Raw genomic sequence first — 11298 nt, 5'->3', positions numbered from 1 at the left:
TGATGCAACGAGTTTCAGCGGACCGGCGCGGAACCGCCATCGCCTGGACCACAGTGGTCTTCCTGGTGACGTTCATCCATCACCTGTACGGGGGGCTCCGGTTCGACAGCCCGCAGCGGACCATCCTGGCTGTCGTGTTCAGCGCCGTCTTCGCCGTCACGTATCTGGCATACCGGCTCGGAACGACGATGCGCTGGGCACGTGCGATCTTCTGGTCCCTGGTCTACGCCTTCTGGGTGGCGGCGGTCGGCCTTTTCGAGGGTGGGTTCAATCACGCCCTGTTCGTCGTGCTGCGGCTGCTGGACGCTCAGACCCTCATCAATGATCTGTATCCCGTTGACGGCGATGCGCGGATCTCGAACGACGTGTTGTTCCAGGGCACCGGGGTACTGACCCTGGTCACCGCGGTGTTGCTGGCGGTGGCACCTGCTCGGCCCAGGAAACCGCCGACGAGCGGGAACGGCCGGCGACCGACGGTGGACAGCGGCGTACGTTGATCAGGGCTTCCGCCGAGGCGCCTCCCGATCCTCCGGGCGCCCCGGCGGACGGTCGTCACGCCTCGACGGGCTGCCGGCAGATCGCCGTGAGGATCTCGATCATCGCGGTCGCCGCTGGCGACCGGAACGGCGGGGCGGCCGCTGCGGCATACAACCGGCGGGTCGGCAGGACCGGAACGGTGGGACGCAGGACGATGTCCGGCCGTAGCGCGGCCTGGGTCAGCGTCGGCACGAGCATGACACCGGCCCGCGCGGCGACCAGGGCCTGCTTGCCGTTCCAGTCGTCGCAGAAAAAGGCGATCTGCGGGGGACCACCCAACGCCTCGGCGATCGGCGGGATCGGACCGAGGCAGTCCGGATAGGCACCCTCGATCCACCGCTCGTCCTTCAGCTTCCGCAGCGGCACCCGATTGCGCTGCGCCAACGGATGATCGGCCGGAAGGGCGACGTGTAGTCGTTCGTCGCAGAGTGGCACCAGGTCGAGACCGTCCAGCGCCTCGTCGGTGACTCGCGACGCTGACAGGGCGTACTTCGCGCTGGCCGGGTCGGCGAACAACTGCCACGAGGTCAGCAGGGCCACGTCGATCCGGCCGTCCCGGATGGCCGCCAGCGGTCCCGCCTCGTCCGGTCGGACGAGGTTCACCGCGACGCCCGGATGGGACTCGGCGAAGCACCGAATGGCTTCCGGAGTGAGTCGGGCGTTGGCGCTCGGGAAGGCCGACACGTTGAGCTGCCCGCCGGTCAGGCTGGTGAAGGCGCGCAACCGGGCTTCCAGGGCGTCGGTCCGCACCAGGATGTCGCGGGCGAGCTCGACGGCGGTCTGCCCGGCCTGAGTGAGCCGTACGCCGCGCGGAAGCCGACGGAACAACGGCACGCCGACGCGCCGTTCCAATCCGCTGATCTGCCGGGAGACGGCTGGTTGTGTCATGGACAGTGCCTCGGCCGCGGCGGAGAACGAACCCCGGCTGGCGACCTCCAGGAGCACCCGCAAGGTCCACGAGTCAATCATGCACGTAGCTTATATCCGCGGTTTGCGCTGAGACCGTGCGCTGTGCGTTGTCAGCGCCCGGGACTGGCGACCGGCGGCCCCAGCACGGGCCATTACTCCTGTGCATGGCAGGCAGGCCCGGATCGCGGTGCCCCGGGTGAGGGGCCGAGGCACGGTGCCGGCCCGGGTACGGTTAGGCCCTGTGTCGAAGTCCCCGGGCGGCAGCGGTGGCCCGGTGTGGCGGACCGGGGGAGGAGCGGGTGTGACGCGGCGGAAAGCCCTTGTGGTTCGAGGCGGGTGGGAGGGCCACCGGCCGGTCGAAGCGACAGAGTTGTTCATCCCGTTCCTCGAACGCAGCGGATACGCGGTACGGGTGGAGGGGTCGACGGAGGTCTACACCGACGCCGCCGAACTGGCCGACACCGACCTCATCGTGCAGTGCATGACGATGTCCCAGATCACCGCGGAGCAGGTGGCGGGCCTGGCCGCGGCGGTCGTCGCCGGTACGGGTTTCACCGGCTGGCACGGCGGCATCGTCGACTCGTTCCGCGCCTCGTCGGATTACCTGCACCTGGTGGGCGGCCAGTTCGCCACCCATCCGGGCGTCCAGCCGTGCGACCGTGGCGGCGGAGAGACAGACAACTTCCTGCCTCACTCGGTCACCATCACCGACCTCGGCCGGGAGCATCCGATCACTGCCGGGATCGAGGACTTCGACCTGGTCACCGAGCAGTACTGGGTGCTGCACGACGACCTGATCGACGTCCTGGCCACCACCATCCACCCGACCCGGGAGTGGCACCCGTGGCACCGGCCGGTCACCTCACCGGCGATCTGGACCCGACACTGGGGCGCCGGGCGGATCGTGGTGACGACTCCGGGGCACAGCCTCGACGTGCTGGAGCACCCGAGTGTCCGTACCGTCATCGAGAGGGGAATGGTGTGGGCGACGCGCACGGCGTCGGCGTCGTAGGTCTCGGGTTCATCTCCCGCGCGTACCTGAACACGCTGGCCGACCATCCGACCGTGCGCGTCGTCGCGGTGGCCGACCTGGACCCGGCCCGGGCCGACGCGGCCGCCGCCACGATTCCCGGCGCCGAGGCGGTAAGTGTCGAGCGACTGCTCCACCACCCCGACGTGGAGACGGTGCTCAACCTGACCATCCCGGCGGCGCACGCCGAGATCTCGGGCGCGGCGATCGACGCCGGCAGGCACGTCTACGTCGAGAAGCCGCTCACCGTCATGCTCCCGGAGGGCCGGTCGCTCATGAACCGGGCGGCGTCGGCCGGCGTCCGCGTCGGATGCGCGCCGGACACCGTTCTGGGCACCGGTACCCAGACCGCCCGAGCGGCGATCGACGATGGACTGATCGGCCGCCCGTTCTCCGCGTCGGCCGTCATGGTCACCCCGGGACACGAACGCTGGCACCCCAACCCCGACTTCTACTACGCCCCCGGTGGCGGCCCACTGATGGACATGGGGCCGTACTACATCTCCGCGCTGGTCCACCTGCTCGGGCCGGTCCGCGCGGTGATCGGAGCAGCCAGCCGGCTGCGGGACGCCCGGGTCATCGGTTCGGGCCCCCGCTCGGGGCAGCGGATCCCGGTCGAGGTGCCGACCCACGTGAGCGGTGTACTGGAACACGAGGACGGGGCCCTGAGCACGCTCACGACCACCTTCGACGGTGTCGCGACGACGGCCGCGCCGATCGAGGTGCAGGGGGAGGCGGGCACCCTCGCCGTACCCGATCCGAACAACTTCGACGGCGAGGTCCGCCACCTCGCGCTCGACGGCGTCGGGTGGCGCACCCTGGAACCGCGGGCCGGGTACGTCGCCGCCGCCCGGGGGGTCGGCCTGATCGACCTGGTCCGGGCCGACGATACGCGTCCGCCACGGGCCAGCGGCGAGGTCGGGCTGCACGTACTCGACATCATGACCGCCCTGCTCCGGTCGGCCGCCGAGGGCCGGCGGATCGAGCTGACGACGGCGGTGAAACGCCCCCCACCCGTCCCGCTCACCCCGGTCGAGGACTGGCTCTCCGCTTCCGTGCCCGAGCACTGACAACCCTGGCACCCTGGTGCGCCACCGCAGCCGCAGCCCGCTCGGGGCCTGCCCGCCCGGCCCGGAGTAGCCCACCGATGACCGCGAACCACGGCGAGTAATCGCATCTGCCGTCCCGATGGCACGGCAGCAGTCCACTCGTTGCTGGCCTCATCGGTGGGTGTCGACGTCCGCGCCGTCGGCCACGTCGCCGCACTCGACCCGGCCGAGCATCGCGTCGTGCCGGCGCAGGTACTCGTGCGCACCTCGATCGGCACAAGCGCTTCGGCCAACCCCCGCCCAGTGGTCGGCGCCGAGCAGCACCGGATGACCCAACTCGCCCTGGTAGGTGGCACGAGCCAGTGCGGAGGTCGGACAGGTGTTCGGCACGGTGGATAGAACCCGCCGCACGGCGGCCGGCGTCACCCCGGGTAGGTCGACCAGGTGCACGCAGACCACCGACGCTGACAGCTCGGCGGCGACCCGTAGACCGACCTTCAGCGACGAGGCCATCCCACTCGACCAGTCGTGGTTGACAACCACCGCCAGCCGGGCGTCGTTCGGCACCACCCGGCCCGCGATTCTCCGACGTGCCGCTACGGCGGCCGCACCGAGCACCACAATGACGGGATCACAGCCACCGGCGGCCAGCGTGTCGATCGCCGTGCCGAGAAAACGCAGCGCCTTGGGTTCGCCGTAGCGTCGCCCGGCTCCGGCTGCCAGGAGCAGTCCGGCGGTTGGCGGACGGCGGGTCATGCCACCGGGTTCAGCCGCGCCGTCTCGACCGCCCGGATGCGGCCCTCGCCACAACAGAGCCGTCCGCCCGCCCGCTGGTTGCCGACGGCCACCACCTCAGCAAGCATCGAGAGCGCGGTCTGCGCCAACGACCCGGCACCCAGGTCGAGGCCCGCTGGACCGGTCAAGCGGTGCAGACCTGGGGTGCCGGCCAACCGGGCGAGCCGCTGGGCGTGCGTATGCCGGCTGCCCAACACCCCGATGTACCCGGCAGAACCGGTGAGCGCGGCCCGGATCGCGCGATCGTCGATCCGGGGGTCGTGGGTCAACACCAGCACCGCGTCTCGGACGCCCAGGGTACGGGTGGCCAGAAAGTCGTCCGGCCAGGCGCATATCACGTCCTCCGCCGCCGGTATCCGCTCCGACTGTGCGTATGTGGGTCGTGGATCGACCACCACCACCCGGTATCCGATCGGGGCGGCCAACGCGGCCAGCGTGACGGCCAGGTCCGTCGCGCCGACCACCAGCAGTGTGGGATCGGGGTGCAGCTCCTCGACGAAGTGCTTCTCGCCGGCCGGCAGTCCGTCTCGACCGGCGGCCGTGGACCACCGGAACGGTGGTTCAAGTGCGACGCCGACGGCGAGTGGACAGCGGGTGGCCAGCGCTGCGCCGATGGCGGTGTACACGTTTCCGGTCGGGGCTGGACAGATCAGCACGGTGAGTTCACCGGTGCAGGCCGGGGCGGGTTCCCACGGCATCAGATCCGCGCCCGGACTGATCGCGGTCAGCCGTGGTGGGGCACCGTCGAGCACCGATCGGGCCTCACCGAGCAGTGCGCCCTCGACACAGCCACCGGAGACCGACCCGGTCCAGCCGCCGTCCGAGGCCACCGCCATGGTCGCACCGAGCGGCCGGGAGCCCGACCCGACCCGGCCGACCAGCCGGATCAGTACGACCCGTTGCCCGGCCCCGTGGCGCTGCTCGACGAAGGGCCACACCTCGGTCAACACCTGCCGTTACCTCAACTCCACACTCAGCTTCGCGTCTCGTCGTCCTCAACGAATTATCAGTACATATAACGCCGGAAGCGGATAAATTTGGCAGCTAGCCCACGAACCTCATCTGGCGGGAATCATGGATACCGAGATCAGCCTGCGCGTGGACGGCACCGAGCGTCGGCTCACCGTCGACACCCGGACCACCCTGCTCGACGCGCTGCGCGAACGGCTGGGCAACACCAGTCCCAAGAAGGGCTGCGACCACGGCCAGTGCGGCGCCTGCACGGTGCTGCTCGACGGCCGACGCGCCAACAGCTGCCTGGCGCTGGCCGTCGCTCATGACGGCGCCGAGATCGTCACCGCCGCCGGGTTGGCTGCCGACGGCGAGCTGCACCCCATGCAGCGCAGCTTCATCGCCCACGACGCCTTCCAGTGCGGCTACTGCACTCCTGGGCAGATCGTCTCCGCCGTCGCCATGCTCGACGAGGCGGCGATCGGCTGGCCCAGTGCGGTCACCTTCGACCCGCCCGACGGCGCCGACGGCGGAGTCGGCACGGGCCCGATCGACCTGGCCACCAGTCCCGACGAGATCCGGGAACGGATGAGCGGCAACCTGTGCCGCTGCGCCGCGTACGCGAACATCGTCCCCGCGATCCAGGAAGTTGCCCGGTCATGAGGCCGTTCCGATACGAACGGGCCACCGACCCGGACGGTGCGGTCGCCCTGCTCTCCCGCTCGCCGCAGGCGGCGTTCCTCGGCGGCGGCACCAATCTGGTCGATCTGATGAAGCTCGATGTCGCCCGGCCCGACCTGCTGATCGACATTCGCGGGGCCGTCTCCGGCGTGATCGAGGAACTGCCGGACGGGGGAGTACACATCGGCGCCGGGGTGTCCAACAGCGACCTGGCCGCCGAGCCGCTGATCCGCGAACGCTACCCGGTGGTGGCCCAGGCGGTGCTCAACGGCGCTTCCACCCAGCTGCGAAATGTCGCCACCGTCGGCGGCAACCTGCTGCAACGCACCCGGTGCCTGTACTTCCAGGACATCACCACCGCCTGCAACAAGCGGCAGCCGGGCAGTGGCTGCTCTGCCATCGATGGTCACAATCGGGATCTGGCGATCCTCGGCACCTCCCCGGACTGCATCGCCACCCAGCCGTCGGACCTGGCCGTCGCGCTGGCCGCAGTGGACGCGACGGTGCAGACCGTCGGCCCCGACGGGAGCCGCGGCATCCCCCTGACCGAGCTGCACCGGCTGCCGGGGTCGGAGCCGCAGCACGACAACGTCCTGGCGCACGGCGAGTTGATCACGGCCGTCGACCTGCCGCCGTTGGCGCTGGCCGCCCGCTCGCGTTACCGCAAGATCCGAGACCGGGCCTCGTACGCCTTCGCCCTGGTGTCGGTGGCCGCCGCGATCGATGTGGCCGACGGGCAGGTGCGCGACGTACGCATCGCGCTGGGCGGCGTGGCGCACAAGCCGTGGCGGGCCCGGCGGGCCGAGGACCTGCTGCGCGGTGGACCGGCCACCGAGGATCGGCTGCGCCGAGCCGCCGAGGCCGAACTTGCCGAGGCGCAACCCCAGTCGGACAACGCCTTCAAGATTCCGCTGGCCCGCAACGCCATCGTCCGGACCGTGCTGGACCTGGTGGAGACTGGACGATGAGCATCATCCCCGCCCGCGCGATGGGCCAGCCCCTCGACCGGTTCGACGGTGCCGACAAGGTGCGCGGCCTGGCACCGTACGCCTTCGAGCACCCGGTGGCGCGCCCGGCGTACCTGTCGGCCGTGCGTAGCAGCATCGCGACCGGACAGATCGTGGGCATCGACTGCAGTCAGGCCAGCGCCCAGCCGGGCGTGCTGGGGGTGCTCACCCACCTGAACGCCCCCCGGCTCGCCACCGACGACGGCGAGTTGCGCATCCTCCAGTCCGAGGAGGTCGCGTTCCGTGGGCAGTTCGTCGGGGCGGTGATAGCCGAAACCTCGGAGATCGCCCGGCACGCCGCCGGCCTGGTCCGGGTCGACTACCGGCCGCGACCACACGACGTCGACCTGGAGTCCAGCCGTGAGCGGGGACGCCTGCGGGTTCCGCAGCAGATCATGCCGACATTCCCGGTCACCGCCGACAAGGGCGACGTGGACACGGCGCTCGCCGCGGCGTCCGTCCGCGTGGACCACACCTATCGCACACCCTGGTACAACCACAACCCGATCGAACCGCACACCACCATCGCGTGCTGGAACGACGACCAGCTCACCCTGTACGTGTCGACTCAGTACCTGGCGGGGGTGCAGAACACGGTCGCCGCCGCGTTCCGGCTCGATCCACAGCAGGTCCGGGTGTACGCGCCGCACGTCGGCGGCGCCTTCGGCTCGAAGGTTCCCGTGCATTCGGATTTGATTCTCGCGGTGATGGCCGCCCAACTCGTCCCGGGTCGATCGGTGCGTTTCGCGCTCACCCGGCATCAGATGTTCACCCAGACCGGCTACCGGTCACCGACCATCCAACGGGTACGTCTCGGCGCCGACGCCGACGGGCGGTTGACCGCGGTCGACCACGAGTCCGTCGAGCAGACCTCCCGGCTCGGGGAGTTCGCCGAGCACGCCACCCGGGCCACCCCGACCATGTACGCCACACCGCATCTGCGCATCCGCCAGCAGGTGGCGGCGTTGGATCTGCCCACCCCCTCGATCATGCGGGCCCCGGGCGAGTCGGTCGGCATGTTCGCCCTCGAATCGGCCATGGACGAACTCGCCGTGGCGTGCGGCCTGGACCCGGTCGAGCTGCGGCTACGCAACGAACCGGTGGCGCATCCGCTGGACGGTCGACCGTTCTCCAGCCGGGGTCTGGCCGCCTGCCTGCGGGAGGGCGCACGCCGGTTCGGTTGGCAACCACGCCAGGCCACGACCACGCCCAGCCGCCAGGACGGCTGGCTGGTCGGCACCGGGGTCGCCGCCTCGACCTACCCGGTGCTACGGCTGCCCGGCTCGAAGGCCACCATCCGGGTCACGCCCGACGGCCGGTACACCGTGCTGATGGCGGCGGTGGACATCGGCACCGGCACCCGCACTGCGCTGACCCAGGTCGCCGCCGACGCGCTGCGAGTCGACCTCGCGCAGGTCGAGCTGCGCCTGGGCGACACCGCGTACCCACCGGCGGCGCAGGAGGGCGGCTCCGCCGGCATCACCAGTTGGGGCGCCACGATCTGCGTCGGCGCCGACGAACTGCGCCGCCGGATCGCCGCCGAGCACGGCGGCACGATTCCGGCGGACGGCCTGGAGGTCACCGTCGACATGCCGGAGAACCCCCACCTGGAGCAGTACGCCATGCATGCCTTCGGCGCACAGTTCGCCGAGGTACGGGTGCACGGGGAGACCGGCGAGATCCGGGTGCCCCGCCAACTCGGGGTGTTCGCGGTCGGCCGGGTGGTCAACCCGAAGACCGCCCGCTCGCAACTCATCGGCGGGATGACCATGGGCCTGTCGATGGCCCTGCACGAGGCGAGCCTGCTGGACCTACGCTACGGCCATGTGATCAACCATGACCTGGCCACCTACCACGTCAGCAGCAACGCCGACGTGGGCGCGATCGAGGCGTACTGGATCGAGGAGGAAGACCCGTACGTGAATCCGATGGGCACCAAGGGTATCGGTGAGATCGGTATCGTCGGTGCCGCCGCCGCGATCGCCAACGCGGTCCACCACGCCACCGGCGTTCGCGTCCGTGAGCTTCCCATCACCCTGGACAAACTTCTGCCCGACCGGTGACGTGGCCGGCCCGTCGAGGGATTCCGCATGCCGGCCGACCAGGCCGCCGCCACGAACCTCCACCAGGTCGACCTGTGCAGTCCGAAGCGCCGGCAAGGCGGCATACCGCGACGAACGATCGGGGCGGCTGGTTGCCGGTCAGCCGGTCAGCAGCTTGTCCAGCGTGATGGGAAGCTCACGGACCCGGACGCCGGTGGCGTGGTGGACCGCGTTGGCGATCGCGGCGGCGGTACCGACGATGCCGATTTCGCCAGCCCCCTTGATGCCGGCCGGGTTGAGCTGGTCGTCCTGCTCGGCGATCCAGTGGGCTTGCACCGCCGGCACGTCGGCGTTGCAGCTGACGTGGTAGGTGGCCAGGTCGTGGTTGACCCAGTCGCCATAGCGTGGGTCCAGCAGGCCCGCCTCGTGCAGCGCCATCGACAGGCCCATGGTCATTCCGCCGATCAATTGACTGCGCAGGGTGACCGGGTTGACCACCTGGCCGACGGCGAAGACGCCGAGTAGCCGGCGCACCCGTACCTCGCCGCTGTCCACATCCACCCGTACCTCGGCGAACTGTGCGCCGTACGCGTACCGCGGCAGCGTGGCCTGCGCGGCCACCTCGTCATCGGTGTTCGCCTCGGCGGTCAACCCCTCCGCCGGCACGACGCCGCGCAGCTCGCCGAGCCGATCGCACAACTGCTCGGCGGCACGCACCACCGCCCAACTCCACGACGCCAGGCCGGTCGAACCGCCAGCCACGCCCGCGGGCGGCAGTGCCGTGTCCCCGACCAGGATGCGTACCCGCTCGGGCGGCACGTCGAGCGCGTCGGCGGCCACCTGCCACAACGCGGTACGTGCCCCGGTGCCAATGTCCGCCGCGTTGATCCGTACCTCGAAGGTGCCGTCGGGGTAGGCGGCGGCCGACGCTGCGGCCGGTCGAACCCGGGCGGGATAGCTGGAGCCGGCCATACCCGTGCCGATCAGCCACCGGCCGTGGCGGCGCGCGCGGGGGCTCGGGTCGCGATCCGCCCAGCCGAACCGCCGAGCCCCGTCGCGTAGGCAGGCTGCCAGGTTGCGGCTGGTGAACGGGTGCCCGCTCTCGGGGTCGATCATGGTGTCGTTGCGCAGTCGCAGCTCAACCGGGTCGAGTGCGCAAGCTGACGCCAGCTCGTCCAGCGCGGACTCCAGGGCGAACGAGCCCGGGGTGTGACCGGGTGCCCGCATCCAGAACGGCGTCGGCACGTCGAGGCGGGCCAGCCGGTGCGTGGTGCGCCGGTTCGGGGCTGCGTACATGTTGCGGGTGTAGACGGCGCTCTGCTCGGCGAACTCGGTCACCGTCGAGGTCTGGCTGATCGCGTCGTGGGCTATCGCCCCGAGCCGTCCGTCCGCCGCCGCGCCGAGCCTGATCCGCTGGATGGTCGGCGTGCGGTAACCCACCGGACCGAACATCTGCTGGCGGGCGAGCGCCAACCGGACCGGCCGCTCGACATGCCGGGCGGCGAGCGCCGCGAGCAGTGTCTGGATCTTGCAGTAGATCTTGCCGCCGAAGCCACCGCCGACATGTGTGTTCACCACCCGGACCGCCTCGACCGGGAGTTCGAACACCCGGGCCAGGATCTCCCGGGTGGGTGAGGAACCCTGGACGGAGTCGTGCACCAGCAGCCGTCCGTCCTGCCACTGGGCCGTCGTCGCGTGCGGTTCCAACGGGCTGTTGTGGTAGGCCGGCGTCCGGTAGGTCACGTCCAGCCGCACCTCGGCCGTGGCGTACCCGGCGTCGAAGTCACCGGCCACCACGTCCGTCGGGTAGTCCGGATTGACGTGGTCGGGCCGGTACAGGTCCGGGTCCTGCGCGGACAACTCGGTCCGGTGCGGTACGACGTCATAGTCGAACCGCACCAACCGTGCCGCCTCCCGTGCCGCCTCGATGCTCTCGGCCACCACGACCGCCACGATCTGGCCGCGGTAGTGGACCGTCGGCTCCTGGAGCCGGAACAGCTCCGCGTCCACCGCCGGGTTCAGCCGGGCCGCGTTCCCGTGGTGCAAGACGGCGAGTACGCCCTCGACCGCCAGCGCGGCGCTGGTGTGCACCCGGGTGATCGTCCCGCGTGCGGCGGTGGCCTGCACCACCCACCCGTACGTCGTCGCCCGCGCCGGGTACTCCACGGCGTACCGAGCTGTTCCGGTCACCTTCTCGTGGCCTTCAAGGCGGGGGTACCGTCGCCCCACCGCGCGGGCCCGACTCACGGTCGCGCCTCGCTCACCCTCACGCCGGTACGCACAATGTCAACATATGC

Annotated in this window: 10 protein-coding genes; 6 read left to right on the top strand and 4 right to left on the bottom strand. The window is 70.7% G+C overall.

The genetic code is table 11. From position 1 onward, the window contains the following. The first annotated feature begins 2 nt into the window (after window positions 1-2). Window positions 3-497 carry a hypothetical protein gene (locus KBX50_RS16910; RefSeq protein WP_210937973.1) on the top strand — a complete coding sequence of 165 codons (495 nt, stop codon included), beginning with the start codon at window positions 3-5 and terminating at the stop codon, window positions 495-497. Between the two features lie 55 nt (window positions 498-552). On the opposite strand, the gene KBX50_RS16905 is transcribed toward KBX50_RS16910, so the two are convergent. After that, on the bottom strand, window positions 553-1506 hold the full coding sequence (locus tag KBX50_RS16905; protein ID WP_210937972.1) for a LysR family transcriptional regulator: 954 nt from the start codon (window positions 1504-1506) through the stop codon (window positions 553-555). A gap of 241 nt (window positions 1507-1747) precedes the next feature. Here KBX50_RS16905 and KBX50_RS16900 point away from each other — a divergent pair, with 241 nt between their 5' ends. Continuing rightward, window positions 1748-2458, top strand: coding sequence for a ThuA domain-containing protein (locus tag KBX50_RS16900; protein WP_210937971.1), 711 nt, complete (start codon window positions 1748-1750; stop codon window positions 2456-2458). Then, the gene (locus KBX50_RS16895) at window positions 2428-3546 is read left to right on the top strand and encodes a Gfo/Idh/MocA family protein (protein WP_210937970.1); all 1119 of its coding nucleotides are present in this window, start codon (window positions 2428-2430) and stop codon (window positions 3544-3546) included. Before KBX50_RS16900 ends, KBX50_RS16895 begins: the two co-directional genes overlap by 31 nt. A gap of 150 nt (window positions 3547-3696) precedes the next feature. Here the strand turns inward: KBX50_RS16895 and KBX50_RS16890 are convergent, their stop codons facing one another. Next, window positions 3697-4281, bottom strand: a complete 585-nt coding sequence (locus KBX50_RS16890) for an NTP transferase domain-containing protein (RefSeq protein ID WP_210937969.1) — start codon at window positions 4279-4281, stop codon at window positions 3697-3699. Further along, the gene (locus tag KBX50_RS16885) at window positions 4278-5270 is read right to left on the bottom strand and encodes an XdhC family protein (protein WP_210937968.1); all 993 of its coding nucleotides are present in this window, start codon (window positions 5268-5270) and stop codon (window positions 4278-4280) included. Before KBX50_RS16885 ends, KBX50_RS16890 begins: the two co-directional genes overlap by 4 nt. A gap of 124 nt (window positions 5271-5394) precedes the next feature. Here KBX50_RS16885 and KBX50_RS16880 point away from each other — a divergent pair, with 124 nt between their 5' ends. The 3 genes from KBX50_RS16880 to KBX50_RS16870 are packed head-to-tail and all read left to right on the top strand — an operon-like array spanning window position 5395 to window position 9022. Next, window positions 5395-5934, top strand: a complete 540-nt coding sequence (locus tag KBX50_RS16880; protein WP_210937967.1) for a 2Fe-2S iron-sulfur cluster-binding protein — start codon at window positions 5395-5397, stop codon at window positions 5932-5934. Further along, the gene (locus KBX50_RS16875) at window positions 5931-6920 is read left to right on the top strand and encodes a xanthine dehydrogenase family protein subunit M (RefSeq protein ID WP_210937966.1); all 990 of its coding nucleotides are present in this window, start codon (window positions 5931-5933) and stop codon (window positions 6918-6920) included. The genes KBX50_RS16880 and KBX50_RS16875 overlap by 4 nt, the downstream gene beginning before the upstream one ends. Further along, window positions 6917-9022, top strand: a complete 2106-nt coding sequence (locus KBX50_RS16870) for a xanthine dehydrogenase family protein molybdopterin-binding subunit (protein ID WP_210937965.1) — start codon at window positions 6917-6919, stop codon at window positions 9020-9022. Before KBX50_RS16875 ends, KBX50_RS16870 begins: the two co-directional genes overlap by 4 nt. Window positions 9023-9160: 138 nt before the next feature. On the opposite strand, the gene KBX50_RS16865 is transcribed toward KBX50_RS16870, so the two are convergent. Continuing rightward, window positions 9161-11191: a xanthine dehydrogenase family protein molybdopterin-binding subunit gene (locus tag KBX50_RS16865; RefSeq protein WP_307870983.1), complete on the bottom strand. Its 2031-nt coding sequence runs from the start codon at window positions 11189-11191 to the stop codon at window positions 9161-9163. Window positions 11192-11298: the final 107 nt, after the last annotated feature.

This window comes from Micromonospora sp. C51 (assembly GCF_018070435.1).
Classification (GTDB): Bacteria; Actinomycetota; Actinomycetes; order Mycobacteriales; family Micromonosporaceae; genus Micromonospora; species Micromonospora sediminimaris.
The sequence above is the reverse complement of the archived record's forward strand: the minus strand, read 5'-3'. Positions and strand labels throughout refer to the sequence as shown.

Bases quoted from the DNA above. Each gene is read 5' to 3' on its own strand.
- KBX50_RS16910 (WP_210937973.1), top strand. From the start codon at position 3: ATGCAACGAGTTTCAGCGGACCGGCGCGGAACCGCCATCGCCTGGACC.
- KBX50_RS16905 (WP_210937972.1), bottom strand. From the start codon at position 1,506: ATGATTGACTCGTGGACCTTGCGGGTGCTCCTGGAGGTCGCCAGCCGG.
- KBX50_RS16890 (WP_210937969.1), bottom strand. From the start codon at position 4,281: ATGACCCGCCGTCCGCCAACCGCCGGACTGCTCCTGGCAGCCGGAGCC.
- KBX50_RS16880 (WP_210937967.1), top strand. From the start codon at position 5,395: ATGGATACCGAGATCAGCCTGCGCGTGGACGGCACCGAGCGTCGGCTC.
- KBX50_RS16875 (WP_210937966.1), top strand. From the start codon at position 5,931: ATGAGGCCGTTCCGATACGAACGGGCCACCGACCCGGACGGTGCGGTC.
- KBX50_RS16870 (WP_210937965.1), top strand. From the start codon at position 6,917: ATGAGCATCATCCCCGCCCGCGCGATGGGCCAGCCCCTCGACCGGTTC.